Raw genomic sequence first — 22,765 nt, forward strand, 5'->3', positions numbered from 1 at the left:
GAAATGGACCTGCATCTCAACGGAAAATCGGTGCTCGTCACCGGCGGCACGCGCGGCATCGGGCTGGCCTGCGCCAGGGCCTTCGCCGGCGAAGGCGCGCACGTCACCATCGCGGGCAGCACGCAGGCCTCCGCCGACAAGGCGCAGCGCTTGCTGCGCGGCGAGGGCATCGAAGTGCAGGCGGTGTGCGCCGACCTGTCGCGCGCGCACGAGCGCCAGGCGCTGGCCGAACGGCTGCGCGGCCTGGACATCCTCGTCAACAACGCCGGCGCCATTCCCGGCGGCGGGCTGACCGCGCTGAGCGACGAGCAGTGGCGCAGCGCGTGGGACCTCAAGGTGCACGGCTACATCGACACCACGCGCCTGGCGCTGCCGGAAATGATGGCGCGCGGCGCGGGCGTCATCGTCAACGTGATCGGCATCGCGGCGGAAATGCCGCGCTACGACTACCTGTGCGGCGCGGCCGGCAATGCCGCGCTGTCCACCTTCACGCGCGCGGTCGGCGCGCACGCCACCACGCGCGGCGTGCGCGTGCTCGGCGTCAACCCGGGGCCCACCGAGACCGACCGGCTGGTCAAGCTCTACAAGGCGCGCGCGCTGCAGAAGTTCGGCGACGAATCGCGCTGGGAGGAAATGCTGGGGCACCTGCCGTTCGGGCGCGCCGCGCGGCCCGAGGAGATCGCCGACCTGGTGATCTACCTGGCCTCGGACCGCGCCTCCTACCTGAGCGGCGTCGTCATCGATGCCGACGGCGGCGCGCAGTACATGAGCGCCTGAACGGGCAGCCGAGCCGCCACGCCACGCAATCCCGCATCCGGAGTCGACCCATGAGCAGTTTTGTCTTCCAGACCGCGCCGCAGATCGTCTGCGCGCAGGGCGCGGCCCTGCGCCTGCACGAGCTCGCGCAATCGTTCGGCGCGCAGCACGTCTTCTTCGTCACCGACCGCGGCGTGCTCGACGCCGGCATCGCAACCGGGCCGCTCGCCGCGTTGCGGCGCGCCGACATCCAGGCCACGGTCTTCTCCGACGTGCAGGCCGACCCGCCCGAGGCCGTCGTGCTGCAGGCGGCCGAGGCCGCGCGCGCCGCCGGCGCCGACATGGTGATCGGCTTCGGCGGCGGCAGCTCGATGGACACCGCCAAGCTGGTGGCGCTGCTGGCGCGCACGCCGCAGCAGCTCGGCGCGATCTACGGCATCGGCCTCGCCGCCGGGCCGCGCCTGCCGCTGATCCAGGTGCCGACCACGGCCGGCACCGGCTCCGAAGTCACGCCGATCTCGATCGTCACCACGCCCACCTCGGAAAAGAAAGGCGTGGTCACGCCGCTGCTGCTGCCCGACGCCGCGGTGCTCGACAGCCTGCTCACGCTCGGCGTGCCGCCTGCGGTCACGGCCATGACCGGCGTCGACGCGATGGTGCACGCGATCGAAGCGTTCACCAGCCGCCACAAGAAGAACGCCATCTCCGACGCGCTCGCGGTCAAGGCGCTGCAGCTGCTGTACGGCAACCTGCGCGAGGTGGCAGGCGAGGCCGCCGGCGCGGACGCGCGCGAACGCATGCTGCTGGGCTCCATGCTCGCCGGCATGGCCTTCGCCAACGCGCCGGTGGCCGCCGTGCACGCGCTGGCCTATCCGCTCGGCGGCCACTATCACCTGCCGCACGGCCTGAGCAATTCGCTGATGCTCACCGCCGTCCTGCGCTTCAACCTCTCCCACGCCACCGCCGAGTACGCCGCGCTGGGCCGCGCCATCCTGCCGGCGCTGGCCACCGCGCCCGACGCCGAAGCCGCCGAACGCTTCGTGCAGGCCATCACCGACATCACCGCCGGGATGCCCTACGCGCAGTCGCTGCGCGCCGCCGGCATCCCCCGGGACGCCCTGCCCCGACTCGCCGGCGACGCGATGAAGCAGCAGCGCCTGCTGGTCAACAACCCGCGCGACGTCACGCACGACGACGCGCTGCGCCTGTACGAAGCCGCCTTCTGAAGAGACCGCCATGCGCGACGAAGTCCGGGAGAATTTCCCGCGCCTCACCCCCGTCACCACCCGCTGGATGGACAACGACGCCTACGGCCACGTCAACAACGTGACCTACTACAGCTACTTCGACACGGCGGTCAACAAGTACCTGATCGACGGCGGCGCGCTCGACATCCACGCGGACAAGATCGTCGGCCTGGTGGCCGAGACCGGCTGCGCGTACTTCCGCTCGATCGCGTTTCCGGACGCGCTGGAAGTGGGGATCCGGGTCAGCCGCATCGGCACGTCGAGCGTGCGCTACGAGGTCGCCATCTTCCGCGAGGGGGACGAGCGCGTCTGCGCGGCGGGGCATTTCGTCCACGTCTACGTGGATCGCGCAACGGGCCGGCCGGTGGCGGTGCCCGAGCAAACGCGGGCGCTGCTCGACGCGCTGCGGTGGCCGCGCTGAAAGCGGGGAAAGCGGAAAGCGCGCCCGGCCGCGCCGGCCGCCGGTGTCATTCCCGCCGCGGGCTCAACGATTGAACCGCGCGAGGAATTTCTGCGCGCGCTCGGTTTTCGGATGCCCGAAGAAATCCTCGGGGCGCCCGGTCTCCACCAGCTTGCCGCCGTCGAGAAAGATCACCTCGTTGGCCACGTCGCGCGCGAATCCCATTTCGTGCGTGACCACCAGCATGGTCAGCCCCCGGGCGGCGAGGTCGCGCATGACGCCGAGCACCTCGCCGACCATTTCGGGATCGAGCGCGCTGGTGGGCTCGTCGAACAGCAGCACCTCGGGGCGGATGGCCAGCGCGCGGGCAATCGCGACGCGCTGCTTCTGCCCGCCCGACAGTTGATGCGGATAAGCCTCCGCCTTGCTGGCCAGGCCGACCGTCTCCAGCAGGGCCAGCGCCTCGGCCCGCACCTCGGCGCGCGGCCGGCCGTGCACGTGGACCGGGGCCTCCATCACGTTGCCGAGCACGGTCATGTGCGGCCACAGCGCGAAGTTCTGGAACACGGTGCCGATGCGGCCGCGGGCGGCAGCCAGTTCCTTGCGGGACAGCGGCCGCGACGCCGCCCCCTCGCCGGTGCGCCCCATCGGCGCGCCGCCCACGCGGATCGTGCCGCGCCCCGGCACTTCGAGCCAGTTGACGCAACGCAGCAGCGTGGACTTGCCCGAGCCGCTCGGGCCCAGCAGGCAGGTCGTCGTGCCCTTGGGCACATCGAAACTGATGTCGCGCAGGATCTCGACCCCGTCGTAGTCCTTGCACAATCCTCGCACCGCGATGGCCGCGGGTACGCTGTCTTCCATGAATCACCTCATACGGAGTTTGCCCAGCCGGCCCACCAGCCGGTCGGTCAGCAGCGACATCAGCCAGTACAGCAGCATCGCGAACAGGAACGGGGCGAAGGGCGAGAAATAGTTGGCGCTGACGAAGTTGGCCGCGAAGGTGATTTCCTGCACCGTGATGATCATCAGCAGCGCGCTGTCCTTGATGACCATCACCGACTGGTTGACCAGGACCGGCGCGGCGATCGCGAACAGTTGCGGAAAGACGATGCGCGTGTAGCGCTTGTAGCGCGGGAAGCCGAACGCGTCCGCCGCGACCAGCGTGTCCTGTGGAACGCAGAGCGCGGCCGAGCGCAGGATCTCGATGAAGTAGGCGGTGTGGTAGACCACCAGCGAAGACAGCCCCGCCCAGAATGCTTCCGGGCGGATTCCGACCGCGGGCAGCCCGTAATAGACCACGTAGGCAAGCAGCAGGAACGGCACGCACCGCATGATGTCGAGCAGCAGCCGCGCGGCGCGCGCGAAGCCGGCCGCGCTCTCCTGCAGCGCGACGTGCGCCAGCGTGGCCAGCGGCAGGCTGATGGCCAGGCACAGCCCCACGAGCAGCAGCGATACGCCGGCTCCCGACAGGAAGACGTCGCGCGTCTCCCAGATGGCGTTCAGGCTATTCATGAGCCGGCATATCCGTAACGTTGGTCCACGCGGCGCTCCAGCACGCGCTGCAGTTGCACCAGGAGCGCGATGATCACGGTGTAGAGCACGGTGGCCGCCAGGAACGGCGGCAGCGGATCGTAGGTCTGGGCGCCGATGCGGCTGGCCGCGCGCGTGATGTCCACGATGCCGATGACGGACACGGCCGGCGTGATCTTCAGCAGCAGGGTCATCTCGCTCACCAGCGGCCCCAGGCTCACGCGCCACAGCTGCGGCAGCACGATGCGCCTGAAGCTCTGCCCGCGCGAGAAGCCGAAGGCCGCCGCCGCCTCGAGCTGGTCACGGGGAATCGTGGCCAGCGCCGCGCGCCAGATCTCGCAGTTGAACGCGGTGGTGTTCAGGCCCAATGTCAGCGCCGCCGCGGCCATCGGCGGCAGCTCCAGCCCGACCGCGGGAAGCAGGAAGAACACCAGCAGGCAGAGCGTCACCACCGGCGTGGGACGCATCAGGCTGACGTAGCCGGCAATCAGCCCGTCGATGACGGGCAGCCGGCGCCACCGCAGCAGCGCCAGCATCAGTCCCAGCGGGATGCCGGCGGCGATTGCGATGAGCGCCAGCAGCAGCGTGGTGCCGGCGCCCTGCAGCAAGGTGAGTAGGGATGTCGTCGTCATGGCGTCCTCGGCATGCCCGGGCGGCGCGGCCGGCGGCCGCGCGAGTCACCGGCATGCCATTCGCATGCCGCCCGCACGTCGCCCGCATGTCGCGTTATTGCCCGGCCAGCGGCGAGACCGGCAGCGACTCGAAGGTCATGCCGAGCCATTTGCGCTGCAGCGCGTACAGGGAGCCGTCCGCGCGCGCCTTGGCGAGGAACTGGTTGAGATAGTTCAGCAGCGTGGTGTTGCCCTTGGTGACCGCCCATGCGGCGTAGGTGGGCGTGCCCACCGCGGAGCCCAGCTTGAAGCGGTCCGGATGCTCCTTGATCAGGCTGGCCAGGTTCGGCGCGCCGTTGATGACGTAGTCGACCCGGCCATTGGCCAGGTCCTGGTAGGCCTCGGGGAACGAGGCGTACTGCACGACCTTGCCGAGGCTGCCGCCGCTGGCCGCCAGCAGCTTGCGCAGATTGTCGAGCGCGGCGAACGAGCCGCCGCCGGCCTGCACGCCCACGGTCTTGCCGGCCAGGTCGGCCACGGACTTGATGCGGGTTTCCTGCGCGCGCACCACGTAGTACTGCGTCGCCTCGGCGATCGGCATGGCGAAGTCGAGGCTCTTGGCGCGCTCCGGGGTGACGACGACCGCGGTCAGCGCGACGTCGTACTTGCCGGTCGTCACGCCGGGGAGCAGACCCGACCACGGCATGATGTTCTGCTCGATCTTGAATCCCGCGGACTTGCGCAGTTGTTCGAGCAGCGCGTGATCGAGCCCGAGCGGCTTGCCGTCCTCCACGTACTCGAAAGGCCGGTAGTCGTCTTCGGTGGCGACGGTCATCACGCCCTTCGCCTGGATCTGCTCCAGCGTGGCCGCGTGCGCGGCGCCGGTTCCGACAGTCAGTGCGGCGCACGCCGTGGCAGCCGCTGCGAGCCAATGTTTGAACGTCATGGTCTTTCCTTGCAATCAGAGTTGAACAGCCATCAGGGATCAGGGATCGGGGATCGGGGATCGGGGTCAAAGCGCCGCCGCCGGGCGGCGGCAGACGAAATCGATTTCCACCAGGGCGTCGTATGCGAGCCCGGTCACGCCGACACAGGTGCGCGCGGGCAGGCGCCCCGGTTCGAAGAAGGTCCGGTAGGTCTCGTTGAAGGCCGCGTAGTCCTCCTTGAAGCGCGTCAGGTAGGCGCGCGCCACGAGCACGTCCGCGAAGGTCAGCCCCAGCCCGGCCAGCACCACGCGCAGGTTGGCCATGACGTTGCGCGTCTGCGCCTCGATGCCTTCGGGCAGGACGCCCGGCGCGCCCGGCCGGTCGGGCATCTGGCCCGTCACGAAGACCAGGCCGTCGCTCTCGGTGGCGTGGCTGAAGGGGGCGACCGGCGTCGGCCCGCCGGCGATCATGTGACAGGTAATTCGGCTATCGGACATCGGCATGCTTCGTGATTGGAAACGACAGCCTGTATCGCAACGCGTGTGCCAGCCGAGGATCAGTACAATTTGTATTAAAATCGCAGCTTGATGCCGTACAAATTGTGTGTGACACAAAAAATGTGCGCACATTATCAGTGCGATTTGTGCTGATTTTTTGGGAGAATTAGCATGGATCAGAACAATGATTGGTACAATTCGAAGCCGGCTCCCGGACACCGGCCGCCGTGGATGGTGGCCATCGGCATCGCGCGCGGCCCGCGCTACCTCGCGATCGCGCAAGGCGTGCGCAATGCCCTGACGACGGGCGCCCTCAAGGCCGGCGACCGCCTGCCGCCGCAGCGCGAATTCGCGCGGCTGCTCGGACTGAACCTCGGCACCGTGACGCGCGCCTTCGACGAGCTGCGCAGCATGGGATTCATCAAGGGCGAAGTCGGGCGCGGCACCTATCTCACGCTGCCCTCCTCCACCGACGCGCCCGCGTCGCTGTGGGATCATTCACAGCCGCACGGCTTCATCGATCTCTCGCACAACTTCCCCGAGCACGCGCCCGGCATGGCCGGCGCGCATGCGGTGCTGTCGACGCTGCTGCCGCACGATGCGCAGCGCATGCTGGCCACGCAGGTCGACGCGGGTTACGCGCAGCATCGGACGGCCGCCGCCGCGTGGCTCGACAGGCGCGGCGTCTTCGCGACCGCGGACAACGTCATCGTCACGTGCGGCGCGCAGCACGGACTGCTGCTCTCGCTGGGCGCGCTCACGCGCCCCGGCGACATCGTGCTCACCGAGGAACTGACCTACTACGGGCTGAAGTCCGCGGCGACGATGCTGGGGCGCTCGCTCGTCGGCGTGCGCATGGATGCCGAAGGGCTGCTGCCCGACGCGCTCGACACCGCCATCCAGCGCTCCGGCGCCAGGGTCCTGTTCTGCTGCCCGACGCTGCACAACCCCACCACCGCCACCATGAGCGCGGCGCGCCGCCGGGACATCGCCGAGGTCTGCCGCCGGCGCGATATCGTCATCGTCGAGGACGACGTCTATGGCTGGATGCCCAACGACCCCGAGCTGCCGCTGGCCAGCTACGCGCCCGAGCGCACGGTGTACGTCACCGGCCTGTCCAAGCTGGTCGGCCCCGGCCTGCGCATCGGCTTCGTGGCGGCGCCCGCCGAGCACGTGCGGGCGCTTGGCGTCGCGCTGCGCGCCACGACGCTCATGGCATCGCCGCTGAACGCCGCCGTGGCGATGAACGTCCTTGCCACCGACAACATGGATCGCATCGTCGACGAGATCCGGCGCGAAACCCACGCCCGGCAGGCCATCGTCGCGTCATGCCTACCCGCCTCCGCGGTAGTGACCCGGCCGGGCGCGTTCTACTTCGGGCTGCGCGTCGGCACGCACTGGACCGGCCAGACCTTCGCGCGGGCGGCCGAAAGCGCGGGCATCGGCGTGACCCCGTATGACGTCTTCGAAGGCACACCGATGACGGGCGGCGCGCTGGTGCGGGTGTGCCACAACGCGGCGCCGGATCAGGAAACGCTGCGGCGGGCGCTGATGGGGTTGTCTGGGTTGTTGTAGCGCGGGGGGGCGCCGGGAACCTCGTCGAAAGGCGGAGTCTTGACCTCACGCCGGGGGAAGCCCAGTCCGGGCACGGTACGGTTCGCCCCCCGGGTGCCCGGGAAGGCATGCAGCCGGCCCGGGGCGCCGCTACGGGAATCGGCCGGCAGGAACGCGGCCAGTCAGCCTCGCGGCAGCATCCGATGGGACTTCGCGTAGGCGCGCAGCGCATCGTTGATGCGCGTCTGCCAGCCGTCGCCGGTCGCCTTGAAGGCTTCCACCACATCGCGGTCGGCCCGCATGTTGAGCGTCACTTTGCGCTGGTCCGCAGGCAATGCCGGCCGGCCGCGTGGCTTGAGCAGCGCCTTGGCCGCCGTCTCGCCGACCAGCTCGGGCAGCGCCTCGCGCGCCGGGCGCATCCGCGCCAGTTGCGCATCCGTGAGCGGCGGGTTGTCCCGGTCCGACTCCGCGGCCCGGGTCAGGGCGCGGTCTTCGTCATCGGCGGGGATGTGGATCTTACGCTTCGTCGACATATTTCAGTACCTCGCGGCGGTTGGCTTTGCGCAGGCTGATGACGCGCATCGCCTCGCCCCGCATCGTGAACACCAGCACATGAACACGTTCGCCAATCAGGCCGGTGGCGATAAAGCGCGCCTCGCCGTAGGGGAAGCGATCATCGTCCTGCACCGTGGCCGTGTCCATCTCGAATGATTCGGCCTCCGCCAGCGACATGCCGTGCTTGGCCCGGTTGATCTCGTCTTTGGCGGAGTCGAATTCAATTCGCATGCAATTATTGTAGTGGCATCAAATCCAGCACGCGAGGATTTTTTGCCTATGCAAAATATCGCTGATGCCGGGCATGTCGGCCGGTCCTGCGGCGGTTTCACCCCGCTGCGCGCGAAGACCTCCACCGCCTTCGCCGCATCGCCGAAGTTGCGCTGGCATGACCTGCGGCATATCTGCGCAAACTCGCATGTGTGGTGCGGCACGTCGCCGCAGGTACCCCGGGAATCAGGAGGCTGAAAAACGATGGAGATGGCGCAACGCCATGCGCAGCTGTCACTTGGCGCAGTGAATAAGCAGCGCTGAAGCTGGCCGAAATTCAGCCGCAGCCGAGCGCCAGGGCAGAACGGGAAAATGCGGGAAACCGTTGTGATAATTGGTGCGCCCGGCTGGGATCGAACCAGCAACCCCTGCCTTCGGAGGGCAGTACTCTATCCATTGAGCTACGGGCGCGGAGGGTATGACGCTGGCAGCGCGCGAATGGCGCCGCCGGAAAGTCGCATAGCATACAGCGTTTGCCTCGCAGCGTCCATTGCCGGCGCCTTTTCGGTGGCGCGGCTACGTTTCTCTCAAGCCGCTTTTGCCTCGATTCTGCAGGTCTTTGCGGATATAATCGCTAGTTATTTGTGTAAAAACGGGGCTACGCGGCGTCCACATGGAGTCAGGGACGGCGCAGGCTGGCTCCGCCTGCCGGCGCGCTTCAGGGCTGACAGGGAATGGATAACGGTCCGATGCGCGCCACTGGCCGGGAGGTTCGGTCACCGGGCAAGCGGCCTGACAAGGCAGCCGATCGCGAGCTGCTACGGGTTTCCTGCAAAATCGAGAGTTCAGCATGAGCGACGTCCAAAACGAGCACGAAGAACACGAGTCTCCCATCAAGACCCCCAAGCAGTTGATCGCAGTGGTGATCGCGGCCTTTCTGGTGCCGATCATCGTGATCATCCTGCTGGTCAATTTCGTCGGACATGGCTCCAAGGAAGGCGCGGGCGCTTCCACCACCGTCGAAGCCGTCAATGACCGCATCAAGCCGGTCGCTTCTCTCGAACTGAAGGATCCCAACGCGCCGCGCGTCTTCAAGACGGGCGAGCAGGTCTACAAGGAAGTGTGCGCCGCGTGCCACGCCACCGGGGCCGCGGGCGCGCCGAAGTACAGCAACGCGGGCGACTGGGCGCCGCGCATCGGCCAGGGCTTCGAGGGCCTGCTGAATTCGGTGCTGCACGGCAAGGGCGCCATGCAGCCGCGCGCCGGCACCACGCCGGACGATTATTCCGACTACGAGCTCGGCCGCGCGGTGGTCTACATGGCCGACGCCGGCGGCGCCAAGTTCCCCGAGCCGGCGGCACCGGCCGGCGGCGCCACGGCGGCCGCGTCCGATGCGGGCGCAGCGCCGGCGGCGGCGGCCGCACCCGCGGCGCCTGCGGCGGCCGCGCCTGCCGCTGCGGCTCCGGCGGCAGCCGCCGCCGCGCCGGCTTCGGCCGACGTGGGCAAGAAGGTCTACGAGCAGGTCTGCGCCGCCTGCCACGCCGCCGGTGTCGCCGGCGCGCCGAAGTTCGGCGACAAGGCGGCCTGGGCGCCGCGCCTGAAGGAAGGCATGGACGCGGTCCACGCGTTCGCGCTCAAGGGCAAGGGCGTGATGCCGCCGAAGGGCGGCTACGCCGGCCCGGATGCCGACGTGCTCGCCGCGGTGGACTACATGGCGAACGCCGCGAAGTAATGCTCCCGGCGCCCGTTGCGGCGCCGGCGGTCCCAAGCAAAAGCCCGGCGCGTGCGCCGGGCTTTTTCATTGGTGCCGCGTTGGTACCGCGTTGGTACCGCGTCGATGCCGACGCGGCGAACTTGCCAGTTTCAGACCACGCGCGAGTAGCGCAGCGGCGCCTCCGCGGGCGTCTTCGCCGGCGTACCCACATCAGCATCGCGCGCCGGCGCGGCGGCCTGGGCCGCCTGGGCAGCCCGGCCGGCATCGGCGCGCAGGTAGCTGTCGAACACCATCGCCACGCGGCGCACGAGCAGGCGGCCCAGCGGCGTGACCTCGATGCGCGCGGGTTCGATGCGCACGAGGCCGTCGCCGGCCAGCGTGGCGAGCTCGTCGAGCTCGGCCGCGAAATGCGTGGCGAAGTCGATGCCCGCGCGGGCCTCGAGCGCGGCGATGTCGAGCACGCCATTGCACATGAGCGCGCCGATCACTTCGCGGCGCAGGCGGTCTTCCGCGTCCGTGGCGAAGCCGCGCATCACCGGCAGCGTGCCGTGGTCGAGCGCGCCGTAGTATTCGTCGAGCGTGCGCGCGTTCTGCACGTAGCGCCCGGCGACCGCGCCGATCGAGGACACGCCGAAGCCGAGCTGGTCGTGGCCGGCGTGGGTCGAGTAGCCCTGGAAGTTGCGTTGCAGCCGGCCTTCGCGCTGGGCCACGGCGAGCGCGTCGTCGGGCAGCGCGAAGTGGTCCATGCCGATGTAGACGTAGCCGGCTGCGGTCAGCTGCGCGATGGTGCCGACCAGGATGTCGAGCTTCTCCGCGGCCGCGGGCAGCGCGCGCTCGTCGATGCGGCGCTGCGGCTTGAACACGTGCGGCAGGTGCGCGTAGCTGTACACCGAGAGCCGGTCCGGGCGCATTGCCAGCACCTGTTCCACGGTGGCGGCGAAGCGCGCCGCGGTCTGGTGCGGCAGGCCGTAGATCAGGTCCATGCTGACCGAGCGGAAGCCGAGCCGGCGCGCGGCGTCGACCACGGCGCGGGTCTCGGCCTGCGACTGCACGCGGTGGATGGCCTGCTGGACCTCGGCGTCGAAATCCTGCACGCCGAGGCTGACGCGGTTGAAGCCGAGCTCGGCCAGCAGCGCCATCTGCGCGTCGCCGACGCGGCGCGGATCAATCTCGATGGAGTGCTCGCCTTCGGGCAGCAGGTCGAAGTGCGCGTGCATGGCGTCCATCACGCGGCGCATCTCGGCCGCGTCGAGGAAGGTCGGCGTGCCGCCGCCCCAGTGCGACTGCACCACCTCGCGCCGCGCGCCGAGCCGCGCGGCGGCCAGCGCCATCTCGCGCACGAGATAGTGCACGTAGCGGCCGCTGCGGCCGTGGTCGCGCGTGATGATCTTGTTGCAGCCGCAGTAGTAGCAGATGTTCTCGCAGAACGGGATGTGCACGTAGAGCGAGAGCGGCGCCGGCTGCGCGGCGCAGTCGGCCAGCGCCTGCAGGTAGTCGGCCTCGCCGAAGCCGCCGTGGAAGCGGTCCGCGGTGGGGTAGGAGGTGTAGCGCGGCCCGTTGATGTCCATGCGCCCGGCCAGCGCGCGGAAATCCGCCAGCGCGTGGCCGCCGGGCTGCTTGCCGGTGCAGGCCGCGCCGCAGTTGCCGGAGCAGGCGCGCGGCTGGCCGGCGGCGGACAGCGCGATGGATCGGGTGGACGGACTGCTGGCGGGGTGCGGGGCGGGGGCTGGCGCGGACATGGGGCGGCCTTCGTGTCGGATGTCGATCGCCCATCCTAGAGGCGGGCGGCCCGGCGGGCGTTGATCGACATCAAGCGGCGTCGCGCCGCGCCGGGCGGGCGTGGTCGGACACCACCCGGACGCCACCTTGGCGTCACCCCGGCGGCTTCCCGGCATCTTCCCCGCGTGCGCCGGCGTCACCCCGCATCGCCGGCGCGCTCAGGCGCGCGGCAGCGTGATGCGCACGCGCAGGCCGCCTTCGGGGCGGTTGGCGAGGTTGAGCTCGCCGCCGTGGCGCGCGACGATGTCCGAGGCGATCGACAAACCCATGCCGACGCCGCCGGTGGCGCGGCTGCGCGAGGTCTCCAGCCGGTAGAACGGCTCCAGCACGCGCGCCATGTCTTCGGGCGGAATGCCGGGCCCGCTGTCGCACACGTCGATCACCACGCGCTCCGCGCTGTCGGCCAGCTCGATGCGCGCGCTGCCGCCATAGCGGTGCGCGTTCTCCACCAGGTTGACCACCGCGCGGCGCAGCTCGGCCGGGTAGGCCAGCAGCGGCGCGGCGGCGCCGGCCAGGGTGACGTCCTGGCCGATCTCGGTGGCGTCGTCCACCACGGCCTGCAGCAGCGCGTGCACGTCCACGCGCTGGCGCGGCCCGGCGTTGCCGTCGCGCTCGCGCAGGTAGTAGAGCGTGGCGTCGATCAGCCCGTTCATCTCGGCCAGGTCCTGGCGCAGGCGGTAGCGCACGCGGTTGTCGTCCACGCCTTCGATGCGCAGGCTCATGCGCGTGAGCGGCGTGCGCAGGTCGTGCGACACCGCAGCCAGGAAGCGCGACTGCTGCGCGAGCTGCGTGCGGATGCGCCGCTGCATGTGGTTGAAGGCGCGGGCCGCGGCGCGCGCCTCGGCCGGGCCGCTGTCCTCGTCGAGCGGCGCCGCGTGCACGTCCTGCGCCAGCCGGCCGGCGCCGCTGGCCAGGCTCTGCACCGGGCGCGCCAGCAGCCGCGCGCCAGCCCACGAGGCGGCGATGATGGCGGCGAACTGGAACAGCAGACCCAGGCGCGGCGGGCCCAGGCCGCGCGGCGGATGCAGGTGGTGATGCCTGGGCATGGCGCCGCCCGCGTCCGCGCGCGGCGCGCCGCCAGCGGCGGCGGAGCCGGTGGTGGAGCCGACAGCGGGGCCGGTATCGGAACCAGCAGCAGGACCGGCGCCGGGGCCGCCGGCGCGGGGCGGGCCCGCGTCGTCGGGCGGCGGTTCGTCGCCGGGCACCAGCGCGATGCCGATCTCGCCCGGACGCGGGAAGATGCTCTCGATCACGGTGACGCCCAGCACGTGCACGGCCAGCATGATGGCCATCATCACCAGGAACAGCCGCACGAACATCGTGTCATGGCGGGCCACCCAGCCCGCGCGCTCAGCCTTCGACGGTGCCGGTGAAGACATAGCCCTCGCCTCGCACGGTGCGGATCAGCGCCGGGTCGCGCGGGTCGTCGCGCAGCTTCTGGCGCAGGCGCGAGACCAGCAGGTCGATGCTGCGGTCGAATACGTCCAGGTCGCGGCCGCGCGCCTGGTTGATCAGCAGCTCGCGGTCCAGCACGCGGTTGGGATGCTCGATGAAGGCCAGCAGCAGGCGGAATTCGGCGTTGGACAGCGGCACCACGGTTTCCTCGCCGTCGACGAGCTGGCGCAGCGTGGTGTTGAGCCGCCAGCTGCCGAAGCGCAGTTCGTGGCCGGCCACCGTCGCCGGGCGCTTCAGGCCCGCGCCGGCGCCGGCGCGCGCGCGGCGCAGCACGGTGTGGATGCGCGCCACCAGCTCGCGCATCTCGAACGGCTTGGTGACGTAGTCGTCGGCGCCCACTTCGAGGCCGACCACGCGGTCGGCCAGCTCGGTGCGCGCGGTCAGCATGATGACCGGCAGGTCGCCGCGCTCGCGGATCTCGCGGCACAGCGCCAGGCCGTTCTCGCCGGGCAGCGAAAGGTCCAGCACCACGAGGTCGTAGTCGCGCGCGGCCAGCGCGGCGCGCATGGCGGCGCCGCCCTCGGCGCCGTCGGCCTCGATGCCGAAGGTGGCGAGATATTCGGCCAGCATGGCGCGGATCTGCGGATCGTCGTCGACGACCAGCAGGTGCAGGGGCGAAGCGGGGGACAGGTCCATCGGGGTATCGGTATGGCAGGTTGCGGCGGTAGGCGGCATGGCTGGCGGCGCGGCGGCGCCCGGGATCGGCGCGCGCGCGGCGCGGCGCGCCAAGGCAGGCTGGCGCATGGCCTGCGCCAGGCGATCACTCTACCAGCATGGCGGCGCGCGCTGATGGGCGCGGTGTGGCCTCTTTGTATCAGAATCGACACAAGGCCGCGCGTGCCGGCGGCGAGCGGCGAGCGGCATGCGCGGCGGCGCACGCAGGCGCCCGGCTTTCCGCTCTTGCCCCGCGCCGGGCGGCGCGCGCATCTCCTAAGATCAACATGTGCACGCCGCACCGCTTTGTTTCGGCCGCCCCCGGGCTATGCTGGAAGCGATCGGCATGCAGCCGGCGCCCCGCGCCCGCCACTGGAGACCACCATGAATCCCATGCAAGCCTCGCCGGAATCGACTGAACTGCCGGAATCGCCGGGCAGCGCGCCGGCAGGCGTACCCAGTGCTGCGCCGCGCCGCCGGGAGGACCGCCGAGATGCGCGATAGCCCCTTGCCGGACCAGGGCCGGCGCCGCTTCATCGGCGGACTCGGCGACGTGGGTGGCGCGCTGGGCGCGGGCCTGCTCGGGCTGGCGGGCGAGGCCGGCGCCGCGCCGCCGCTGTGCGCATTGACGCCGGAGCGGGCCGAAGGCCCGTTCTATATCGACGAATCCCTGATGCGCAGCGACATCCGCGACCGCCGCCCCGGCCAGCCGCTGCGGCTGCGCGTGATCGTGCTGGATACGGCGCGCAACTGCGCGCGCGTGGCCGGCGCCGTGGCCAGCATCTGGCATTGCGATGCCGGCGGGCACTACAGCGGCTTCGAGCGGGCCGAGCCGCCGCCGGCCGCCGGCGAGGCTTCCGCGCCGGTGGCCGCCGCGCCCGCCGGCGCGCAGCGCTTCCTGCGCGGCGCGCAGGCCACCCGGCGCGACGGCAGCGCGCAGTTCCTGACCATCTACCCGGGCTGGTACGCGCCGCGCGCGGTGCACATCCACCTGAAGATCCATCTCGGCGAGCACGGCGTGCTGACCACCCAGATGTTCTTCGACGACCGGCTCAGCCAGCTCGTGCATACCAGCCATCCCGCCTACCGCGCGCGCGGCCCGTCGCCGGTGACGGTGCGGCAGGACCCGCTCGCCGGCGCGCATCCGGGCTTCGTGATGGTCCACCGCCCCAACGAAAGCGGCTTGCTGGAGGGCGAATTCCTGGTGGGGGTGGCACGCCCGTGAGCCGCGCGGGCGCATAAAAAAACGCCCCCGGACGCAGGGTGCGGGGGCGTCGAAACAGGGAAGAAGTCGGGCATGTCGCCCGGCCACGCCGACTCCGAAGGGACGGAACGGCGCGGCGCCCGGACCTGTGCAGCAGTCCGGGCACCCGCGATGTTAGGAGGCCGGCGGGCGCCGATCTTGTCCCGCTTGTAGGCCAATGTATCGACTTTGTACGCCGCGCCGCCGGCGCGGGCGTCAGGACGCGGTGGTCTTGCCGGGCGTGCCGAGCAGCGCCTTGAGCCCGGCGAGGCGGTCCTTGGGGCTCATGGCGGGGGTGGCGTCGGCCGGCGCGGGCGCTTCCTCGAGCTTCATCTCGCCGATGAAGCGCGAGGGCTCGCACGAGTAGGTGTCGCGCGCGCGCTTGCGCTTCTTGCACCAGCTGATCTGCAGGCTGCGCTGCGCGCGCGTGATGCCCACGTACATCAGGCGGCGCTCTTCCTCGATCTTCTCGTCGCCGAGGTCTTCGTCCTCGCGGCAATGCGGCAGGATGCCCTCTTCCACGCCGACCAGGAACACGTGCGGGTATTCCAGCCCCTTGGAGGCGTGCAGCGTGGACAGGCGCACCGCGTCGGGATCTTCCTCGCGGCCTTCGAGCATGCTCATCAGCGCCACGGTCTGGGTCAGCTCGAGCAGGTTCTTGCCTTCGTCGCCGAAGCCGTCGGCGGTGTCGAAGCCGGTGGCCTCGCCCTCGGCGCCCTCGGGCCGGGTGCCCTTGCGCTTGAGCCAGTCGAGGAACTCCAGCGTGTTGGTCCAGCGCGACTGGGCCTGGCGCTCGTCGAAGGTGTCGTACAGGTAGGCTTCGTAGTGGATGCCTTCCATCAGGTCGTCGAGCACCTGGCTGGCCGGATCGCTGGCCGCGCGGCCGGCCAGGCGCACCATCGACTCGCAGAACACGCGCAGCGGCTCGAGCTGGCGCGGCTGCAGCTTGCCTTCGATGCCGCCCATCATGGCCGCCTCGAACAGCGACACCTTGGCCTGCCCGGCGAAGGTGCCGAGCACTTCCAGCGTGGCGTTGCCGACGCCGCGGCGCGGCGTGGTGATGGCGCGGATGAAGGCGGGATCGTCGTCGGCGTTGGCGATCAGGCGCAGGTAGGCGCAGATGTCCTTGATCTCGGCGCGGTCGAAGAAGCTCTGGCCGCCCGACAGCACGTAGGGAATGCGCTCGCGCCGCAGGATCTGCTCGAACAGCCGCGCCTGGTGGTTGCCGCGGTAGAGGATGGCGTAGTCGCGGAACTGCGCGCGCCGCTCGAACTTGTGCGCGGACAGGCGGAACACCACGGACTCGGCCTCGTGCTCCTCGTCGTTCATCGGATTGACGGCGATCGGATCGCCCATGCCGTGCTCGCTCCACAGCTTCTTGTCGAACAGCTTGGGATTGTTGGCGATGACCGCGTTGGCCGCTTCCAGGATGCGCACCGTGGAGCGGTAGTTCTGCTCGAGCTTGACCACCTTGAGGCCGGGGAAATCGGTCTGCAGCAGGCGCAGGTTGTCGAGCGTGGCGCCGCGCCAGCCGTAGATGGCCTGGTCGTCGTCGCCGACCGCGGTGAAGGCCGGCGCGCGCAGGTGCGAGCCGCCGGCGAGCTGCTTGAGCAGCGCGTACTGGCAGGCGTTGGTGTCCTGGTATTCGTCCACCAGGAAGTAGCGCAGGCGGTTCTGCCATTTCATGCGCACCGCCTCGTCGCGCGCGAACAGCTCGGCCGGCAGGCGGATCAGGTCGTCGAAGTCCACCGCCTGGTAGGCGTGCAGCGTGGCCACGTAGTTGCGGTAGACCAGCGCGGCCTGGTGATCGTCGGCGCTCTCGGCGGTGGCGATGGCGGTCTCGGGATCGACCATGCCGTTCTTCCACAGCGAGATCGTGCTCTGCACGCTGCGGATCAGCTTCTTGTCGGTGGTGGCGAGCTGCTCCTGCACCAGGCCGAAGCAGTCGTCCGAGTCCATGATGGAAAAGCGCGGCTTGAGTCCCACGTGCTCGGCCTCGGCGCGCAGGATCTGCACGCCGAGCGAGTGGAAGGTGCTCACCGTCATCTGCTTGAGCGGAATGCGGCGGCCCTCGCGCGTGGTCTTGCCTTCCATCAGCTTGGCGATGCGCTCCTGCATCTCCTTGGCGGCCTTGTTGGTGAAGGTCACGGCGGCGATGTGCTTCGGCTCGAAGCCCTTGTCCTCGATCAGGTGCGCGATCTTCTGCGTGATCACCCGCGTCTTGCCGGAGCCGGCACCGGCCAGCACCAGGCAGGGTCCATCGAGATAACGGACGGCTTCGGATTGGGCGGGATTGAGTCCGTGGGTCATGCGTCGGGGCGTCGGGGCGTGGTGGCGGAAGCGGATGGCGAAATGGCGGGCGCGGGCCCGGCAAGGACCGGCAAGGACCGGCAAGGACAAGGCGGCCAGGGCTGCCTGTGAAGACCGCGGCACCGGGACGGCGATCCCGCGGGCGGCCGCAGCGGCAGATGTTAACACGGCGGCGGGTCCGCCCCCGCCGGCCCGGCGCCGCGCGTTGACAAGCCACCGGGGCTGCCTGTAGAGTCGCGCCATCCGACCGGGAGAGCGCGCAGAGCCTGCGCCGCCGAAGGGGTATCACCCGAAAACTCTCAGGCACCAAGGACTGGTCGGATCGGCCCGCAACATGCACACGATGCAGGCCGTACTCTGGAGAGCGGCACCCGCCGCCTGCGCGCAGCGCAAGGCATGGCGAGCGTGCCCACCGAAGGGGCGCGCAAGGCACTGGTCCGCGGGACCGCCTTGTAATCTCTCAGGTATCGAGGACAGAGGGGTCATCCGCCGCAGCGGATCCGGCAGCGCCATGCGCGCCGGCCATGCGGCGGATGACCCTTTTTTCGTTTCCGAACCGAGATTTCCGCTTCCCCCGAGGACTACATGACGCTCCAGGCCACGCCCCTCAATGCCATCCACCGCGCGCTCGGCGCCCGCATGGTCGACTTCGGCGGCTGGGACATGCCGGTCAACTACGGCTCCCAGATCGAAGAACACAACGCCGTGCGCACCGACGCCGGCATGTTCGACGTGTCCCACATGTGCGTGGTCGACCTGGCCGGCGCCAACGTGCGCGCGTTCCTGCGCGGCCTGCTGGCCAACAATGTCGACAAGCTGCAGACGCCGGGCAAGGCGCTCTACTCGTGCATGCTCGACGAGCGCGGCGGCGTCATCGACGACCTGATCGTCTACTTCTTCGCCGAGGACCGCTTCCGCCTGGTGGTCAACGCCGGCACCGCCAACGGCGACATCGAATGGATCCGCGCGCGCAATGCCGCCACCGGCAGCGGCGTGGCCATCACCCCGCGCCGCGGCGACAACGCGCCGGCCGGCGCCGCGCCGCTGGCCATCGTCGCGGTGCAGGGCCCGAACGCGCGCGCCAAGGTGTGGAGCGCCTTCCCGGCCACCCAGCCGAGCGAGGCGCTCAAGCCGTTCAACGCCATCGTGGTGCAGGACCCCGCGCTGGGCGAGGTCATGGTGGCGCGCACCGGCTATACCGGCGAGGACGGCTTCGAGCTGGTGGTGCCGGCCGAGAACGTCGCCGGCCTGTGGGAAAAACTGAACGCCGCCGGCGTGCGCCCGGCCGGCCTGGGCGCGCGCGACACGCTGCGCCTGGAAGCCGGCATGAACCTGTACGGCCAGGACATGGACATCCACACCTCGCCGCTCGACGCCGGCCTGGCCTGGACCGTGGACCTGCAGAGCGAGCGCGACTTCACCGGCAAGGCGGCGCTCGCCGCCACCGGCCAGACCCGCCAGTTCACCGGCCTGATCCTGCGCGAGAAGGGCGGCGTGCTGCGCGCGCACCAGAAAGTGATCACCGCGGCCGGCGAGGGCGAGATCACCAGCGGCACCTTCAGCCCCTCGCTGTCCCTGTCCATCGCTTTTGCCCGCCTGCCGCTCGGCGTTGCCGCCGGCGCCGAGGTGCAGGTCGAGATCCGCGACCGCAAACTCGCCGCGACTGTGGTTAAACTGCCGTTTGTGCGCAATGGCAAGGCACTCGTGAGCTGAACGCTCGCACCCGGTCACAGCGCGCCCGCCGGCGGCCACCCCCGCTCCACGCGATCCCCCGCCCGGCTGGCGCTGAACAACAAACCGCATCTGGAGAATTCCATGACTTTCCCCGCCGACCTGAAGTACACCGAGTCCCATGAATGGGTGCGCGTCGAAGCCGACGGCACGCTGACCATCGGCATCACCGACCACGCGCAGGACGCGCTGGGCGACATCGTGTTCCTGGAACTGCCCGAAGTGGGCAAGTCGGTGGGCGCGGGCGACGCGCTGGCCGTGGTGGAATCGGTCAAGGCCGCGTCCGACATCTACGCGCCGGTGGCCGGCGAAGTGATCGCCATCAACGACGCCGCCGTGGCCGCGCCGGAAAGCGTCAATGCCGACGCCTTCGACGCCTGGCTGTTCAAGCTCAAGCCGGCCAATAGCGACGACGTCAACGGCCTGATGTCGGCCGACGCCTACAAGGCCAGCGTCGGCGCCTGACGCCCCGCCACACTCCCGCCGTTCCCGCGCGGCCGCCATGCCGCGGGAACGGCGACTGAATACCGATGCGCGGCGGCCAGGCCGACCACCTGCCGCCGCGCGCCCAACGAGGTTCTTGCCATGAACGCCCCGCTTCCCACCACCGCCGCCCAAGGTGCCCGGCCCACGCTGGCCGAACTGGAGGCGCGCGACGCCTTCGCTTCCCGTCATATCGGCCCCGACGCCGCCGAGCAGCAGCACATGCTCGAGGTGCTCGGCTACGGCAGCCGCGCCGCGCTGATCGACGCCGTCATCCCCGCCGCCATCCGCCGCCGCGACGGCATGCCGCTGGGCGAGTTCACCGAGCCGCTGACCGAGGAAGCCGCGCTGGCGAAACTGCGCGGGCTGGCCGGCAAGAACCAGGTGCTCAGGAGCTTCATCGGCCAGGGCTACTACAACACGCTCACGCCGGGCGTCATCCTGCGCAACATCTTCGAGAACCCGGCCTGGTACACCGCCTACACGCCGTACCAGCCGGAGATCTCGCAGGGCCGCCTGGAAGCCATGCTGAACTTCCAGCAGATGGTGACCGACCTGACCGGCCTGGACATCGCCAACGCCTCCATGCTCGACGAAGGCACCGCCGCGGCCGAGGCCATGACGCTGCTGCAGCGGGTCAACAAGCACGCCAGCAATACCTTCTACGTCGCCGACGACGTGCTGCCGCAGACGCTGGAAGTGGTGCGCACGCGCGCGCTGCCGCTGGGCATCGAGGTCAAGGTCGGGCCCGCGGCCGACGCCGCCGGCGCGCATGCGTTCGGCGTGCTGCTGCAATACCCGGGCGTAAACGGCGACGTGGCCGACTACCGCGCCATCGCCGAGGCCGTGCACGCCGCCGGCGGCCTGGTGGTGGCCGCCGCCGACCTGCTGGCGCTGACCCTGATCGCCGCGCCCGGCGAATGGGGCGCCGACGTGGCCATCGGCAACTCGCAGCGCTTCGGCGTGCCGCTGGGCTTCGGCGGCCCGCACGCCGGCTACATGGCGGTCAAGGATGCGTTCAAGCGCTCGATGCCGGGCCGCCTGGTCGGCGTGACCATCGACGCGCAGGGCAACCAGGCCTACCGCCTGGCCCTGCAGACGCGCGAGCAGCACATCCGCCGCGAGAAGGCCACCTCCAACATCTGCACCGCGCAGGTGCTGCTGGCGGTGATGGCATCGATGTACGCGGTGTACCACGGCCCGCACGGCCTCAAGCGCATCGCGCAGCGCGTGCACCGCCTGACCGCCACGCTGGCCGCCGGCCTGGAGGCGCTCGGCTACACCCGCGCCAACGCGGCCTTCTTCGACACCCTCACGCTGGTGAGCGGCTTCCACACCGAGGCCATCCACGCGGCCGCCACCGCGCGCGGCATCAACCTGCGCCATGCTGGCGCCAACCGCATCGGCATCTCGCTGGACGAGACCGCCTCGCGCGCGGACGTGGTCGCGCTGTGGGAGATCTTCGCCCAGGGCAAGCCGGTGCCCGCGTTCGACGCGCTCGAAGCCGCCGTGCAGGACGCCTTCCCGGCCGCGCTGGCGCGCCAGAGCGCCTACCTGACGCACCCGGTGTTCAACACGCACCACGCCGAGCACGAGATGCTGCGCTACCTGCGCGCGCTGGCCGACAAGGACCTCGCGCTGGACCGCACCATGATCCCGCTCGGCTCGTGCACCATGAAGCTCAACGCCACCAGCGAGATGATCCCGGTGACGTGGCCCGAGTTCAGCAACATCCACCCGTTCGCGCCGCTCGACCAGACCGTGGGCTACCGCGAGATGATCGACCAGCTCGAAGCCATGCTGTGCGCGGCCACCGGCTACGCCGCCGTGAGCCTGCAGCCCAACGCCGGCTCGCAGGGCGAGTACTCGGGCCTGCTCATCATCCACGCCTACCACGCCAGCCGCGGCGAAAGCCACCGCGACATCTGCCTGATCCCGTCGTCCGCGCACGGCACCAACCCGGCCTCGGCGCAGATGGCCGGCATGAAGGTGGTGGTGGTGGCCTGCGACGAGCACGGCAACGTCGACCTCGCCGACCTGGCGAAGAAGGCCGAGCAGCACAGCCAGAACCTCGCCGCCGTGATGATCACCTACCCGTCCACGCACGGCGTGTTCGAGCAGGGCGTGCAGCAGATCTGCGAGATCGTGCACAGGCACGGCGGCCAGGTCTACGTCGACGGCGCCAACATGAACGCGATGGTCGGCACCGCCGCGCCGGGCCAGTTCGGCGGCGACGTCTCGCACCTGAACCTGCACAAGACCTTCTGCATCCCGCACGGCGGCGGCGGACCGGGCGTGGGCCCGGTGGCGGTCGGCGCGCACCTGGCGGACTTCCTGCCCAACCAGGACAGCGTGGGCTACCGCCGCGACGACAACGGCATCGGCGGCGTCGCGGCCGCGCCGTTCGGCTCGGCCAGCATCCTGCCGATCTCGTGGATGTACATCGCCATGATGGGCTCGGCCGGCCTCACCGCCGCCACCGAGAACGCCATCCTGGCCGCCAACTACGTCGCGCGCCGCCTGTCGCCGCACTTCCCGGTGCTGTACACGGGCCAGCACGGCCTGGTCGCGCACGAGTGCATCCTGGACCTGCGCCCGCTGCAGAAGGCCACCGGCATCTCCAACGAGGACGTGGCCAAGCGCCTGATGGACTACGGCTTCCACGCGCCGACCATGAGCTTCCCGGTGCCGGGCACGCTGATGATCGAGCCGACCGAGAGCGAGTCGCTGCACGAGCTGGACCGCTTCATCGACGCCATGATCGCCATCCGCGGCGAGATCGCGCGCGTGGAGGACGGCAGCTTCGACCGCGAGGACAACCCGCTGAAGCACGCGCCGCACACCGCCGCGGTCATCACCGCCGATGCCTGGGAGCACAAGTACACGCGCCAGGAAGCCGCCTACCCGGTGGCCTCGCTGCGCACGCAGAAGTACTGGCCGCCGGTGGGCCGCGCCGACAACGTGTACGGCGACCGCAACCTGTTCTGCTCGTGCGTGCCGATGAGCGAATACGCGCAGCAGGACTGAACGCGGGCTGGTCGGGCGGCGTCCGACAGACGCGGACGCCGCCGCCGCGCTATGCTGCGGCAGGCAGGCGCCGGCACGTGCCG

At 70.3% G+C, this 22,765-nt stretch carries 21 protein-coding genes, 1 tRNA gene and 2 riboswitches; of the genes, 10 read left to right on the forward strand and 12 right to left on the reverse strand.

Features of this window, described 5'->3' with window-relative positions:
* Positions 1–3 precede the first annotated feature (3 nt).
* The 3 genes from KF708C_RS04620 to KF708C_RS04630 are packed head-to-tail and all read left to right on the forward strand — an operon-like array spanning position 4 to position 2,424.
* The gene (locus tag KF708C_RS04620) at positions 4–777 is read left to right on the forward strand and encodes a short-chain dehydrogenase/reductase (RefSeq protein WP_059410895.1); all 774 of its coding nucleotides are present in this window, start codon (positions 4–6) and stop codon (positions 775–777) included.
* Positions 778–827: 50 nt separating this feature from the next.
* Complete coding sequence (locus tag KF708C_RS04625; protein WP_059410896.1) at positions 828–1,982, forward strand: iron-containing alcohol dehydrogenase; 1,155 nt, start codon at positions 828–830, stop codon at positions 1,980–1,982.
* Positions 1,983–1,992: 10 nt separating this feature from the next.
* Positions 1,993–2,424 (forward strand): acyl-CoA thioesterase, encoded by a 432-nt coding sequence (locus KF708C_RS04630; RefSeq protein WP_059410897.1) that lies wholly within the window; start codon positions 1,993–1,995, stop codon positions 2,422–2,424.
* Between the two features lie 63 nt (positions 2,425–2,487).
* On the opposite strand, the gene KF708C_RS04635 is transcribed toward KF708C_RS04630, so the two are convergent.
* The 5 genes from KF708C_RS04635 to KF708C_RS04655 form a co-directional block, all read right to left on the reverse strand.
* Positions 2,488–3,264, reverse strand: a complete 777-nt coding sequence (locus tag KF708C_RS04635) for an amino acid ABC transporter ATP-binding protein (protein WP_059410898.1) — start codon at positions 3,262–3,264, stop codon at positions 2,488–2,490.
* A 3-nt stretch (positions 3,265–3,267) separates the two neighbouring features.
* Positions 3,268–3,915, reverse strand: coding sequence for an amino acid ABC transporter permease (locus KF708C_RS04640; RefSeq protein ID WP_059410899.1), 648 nt, complete (start codon positions 3,913–3,915; stop codon positions 3,268–3,270).
* The gene (locus KF708C_RS04645) at positions 3,912–4,565 is read right to left on the reverse strand and encodes an amino acid ABC transporter permease (RefSeq protein ID WP_059410900.1); all 654 of its coding nucleotides are present in this window, start codon (positions 4,563–4,565) and stop codon (positions 3,912–3,914) included. The genes KF708C_RS04640 and KF708C_RS04645 overlap by 4 nt, the downstream gene beginning before the upstream one ends.
* Positions 4,566–4,659: 94 nt before the next feature.
* Positions 4,660–5,490: a transporter substrate-binding domain-containing protein gene (locus tag KF708C_RS04650; RefSeq protein ID WP_020200422.1), complete on the reverse strand. Its 831-nt coding sequence runs from the start codon at positions 5,488–5,490 to the stop codon at positions 4,660–4,662.
* A 66-nt stretch (positions 5,491–5,556) separates the two neighbouring features.
* Positions 5,557–5,967 (reverse strand): RidA family protein, encoded by a 411-nt coding sequence (locus KF708C_RS04655; RefSeq protein ID WP_059410956.1) that lies wholly within the window; start codon positions 5,965–5,967, stop codon positions 5,557–5,559.
* Between the two features lie 171 nt (positions 5,968–6,138).
* Here KF708C_RS04655 and KF708C_RS04660 point away from each other — a divergent pair, with 171 nt between their 5' ends.
* Positions 6,139–7,542, forward strand: coding sequence for an aminotransferase-like domain-containing protein (locus tag KF708C_RS04660; protein WP_231586385.1), 1,404 nt, complete (start codon positions 6,139–6,141; stop codon positions 7,540–7,542).
* Positions 7,543–7,703: 161 nt separating this feature from the next.
* Here the strand turns inward: KF708C_RS04660 and KF708C_RS04665 are convergent, their stop codons facing one another.
* The gene (locus KF708C_RS04665) at positions 7,704–8,054 is read right to left on the reverse strand and encodes a BrnA antitoxin family protein (protein ID WP_020200424.1); all 351 of its coding nucleotides are present in this window, start codon (positions 8,052–8,054) and stop codon (positions 7,704–7,706) included.
* Positions 8,038–8,307, reverse strand: a complete 270-nt coding sequence (locus tag KF708C_RS04670; protein ID WP_020200425.1) for a BrnT family toxin — start codon at positions 8,305–8,307, stop codon at positions 8,038–8,040. Before KF708C_RS04670 ends, KF708C_RS04665 begins: the two co-directional genes overlap by 17 nt.
* A gap of 48 nt (positions 8,308–8,355) precedes the next feature.
* Here KF708C_RS04670 and KF708C_RS35445 point away from each other — a divergent pair, with 48 nt between their 5' ends.
* Entirely contained in the window at positions 8,356–8,544 is a 189-nt protein-coding gene (locus KF708C_RS35445) for a hypothetical protein (RefSeq protein ID WP_156173730.1), read from the forward strand.
* Positions 8,545–8,681: 137 nt separating this feature from the next.
* Here KF708C_RS35445 and KF708C_RS04675 read toward each other — a convergent pair.
* Positions 8,682–8,757, reverse strand: a tRNA-Arg gene (locus tag KF708C_RS04675).
* Between the two features lie 379 nt (positions 8,758–9,136).
* Here KF708C_RS04675 and KF708C_RS04680 point away from each other — a divergent pair.
* Positions 9,137–10,018 carry a c-type cytochrome gene (locus KF708C_RS04680; RefSeq protein ID WP_059410901.1) on the forward strand — a complete coding sequence of 294 codons (882 nt, stop codon included), beginning with the start codon at positions 9,137–9,139 and terminating at the stop codon, positions 10,016–10,018.
* 131 nt (positions 10,019–10,149) lie between these two features.
* On the opposite strand, the gene hemN is transcribed toward KF708C_RS04680, so the two are convergent.
* From hemN to KF708C_RS04695, 3 genes are all read right to left on the reverse strand, one after another.
* Positions 10,150–11,568 (reverse strand): oxygen-independent coproporphyrinogen III oxidase, encoded by a 1,419-nt coding sequence (gene hemN / locus KF708C_RS04685; protein ID WP_231586389.1) that lies wholly within the window; start codon positions 11,566–11,568, stop codon positions 10,150–10,152.
* Positions 11,569–11,937: 369 nt separating this feature from the next.
* Positions 11,938–13,158, reverse strand: a complete 1,221-nt coding sequence (locus KF708C_RS04690; RefSeq protein WP_082079432.1) for an ATP-binding protein — start codon at positions 13,156–13,158, stop codon at positions 11,938–11,940.
* Entirely contained in the window at positions 13,130–13,870 is a 741-nt protein-coding gene (locus tag KF708C_RS04695) for a response regulator (protein ID WP_029043056.1), read from the reverse strand. The genes KF708C_RS04690 and KF708C_RS04695 overlap by 29 nt, the downstream gene beginning before the upstream one ends.
* Positions 13,871–14,381: 511 nt before the next feature.
* Between KF708C_RS04695 and KF708C_RS04700 the strand changes: the two genes are divergently transcribed.
* Entirely contained in the window at positions 14,382–15,113 is a 732-nt protein-coding gene (locus KF708C_RS04700; protein ID WP_063922970.1) for a dioxygenase family protein, read from the forward strand.
* Between the two features lie 234 nt (positions 15,114–15,347).
* Here KF708C_RS04700 and KF708C_RS04705 read toward each other — a convergent pair whose 3' ends face one another.
* Positions 15,348–17,441 (reverse strand): UvrD-helicase domain-containing protein, encoded by a 2,094-nt coding sequence (locus KF708C_RS04705; protein ID WP_029043057.1) that lies wholly within the window; start codon positions 17,439–17,441, stop codon positions 15,348–15,350.
* Between the two features lie 238 nt (positions 17,442–17,679).
* Positions 17,680–17,767, forward strand: a riboswitch (glycine riboswitch).
* Positions 17,768–17,788: 21 nt separating this feature from the next.
* Positions 17,789–17,928: riboswitch (glycine riboswitch) on the forward strand.
* Between the two features lie 98 nt (positions 17,929–18,026).
* Here KF708C_RS04705 and gcvT point away from each other — a divergent pair.
* The 3 genes from gcvT (at position 18,027) to gcvP (ending at position 22,682) form a co-directional block, all read left to right on the forward strand.
* Positions 18,027–19,154: a glycine cleavage system aminomethyltransferase GcvT gene (gene gcvT, locus KF708C_RS04710; protein WP_059410905.1), complete on the forward strand. Its 1,128-nt coding sequence runs from the start codon at positions 18,027–18,029 to the stop codon at positions 19,152–19,154.
* A 102-nt stretch (positions 19,155–19,256) separates the two neighbouring features.
* Positions 19,257–19,637: a glycine cleavage system protein GcvH gene (gene gcvH / locus KF708C_RS04715; protein WP_020200434.1), complete on the forward strand. Its 381-nt coding sequence runs from the start codon at positions 19,257–19,259 to the stop codon at positions 19,635–19,637.
* A 120-nt stretch (positions 19,638–19,757) separates the two neighbouring features.
* Positions 19,758–22,682, forward strand: coding sequence for an aminomethyl-transferring glycine dehydrogenase (gcvP, locus tag KF708C_RS04720; RefSeq protein ID WP_059410906.1), 2,925 nt, complete (start codon positions 19,758–19,760; stop codon positions 22,680–22,682).
* Positions 22,683–22,765 lie beyond the last annotated feature (83 nt).

This window comes from Cupriavidus basilensis (genome assembly GCF_000876015.1).
GTDB lineage: Bacteria > Pseudomonadota > Gammaproteobacteria > Burkholderiales > Burkholderiaceae > Cupriavidus > Cupriavidus basilensis_B.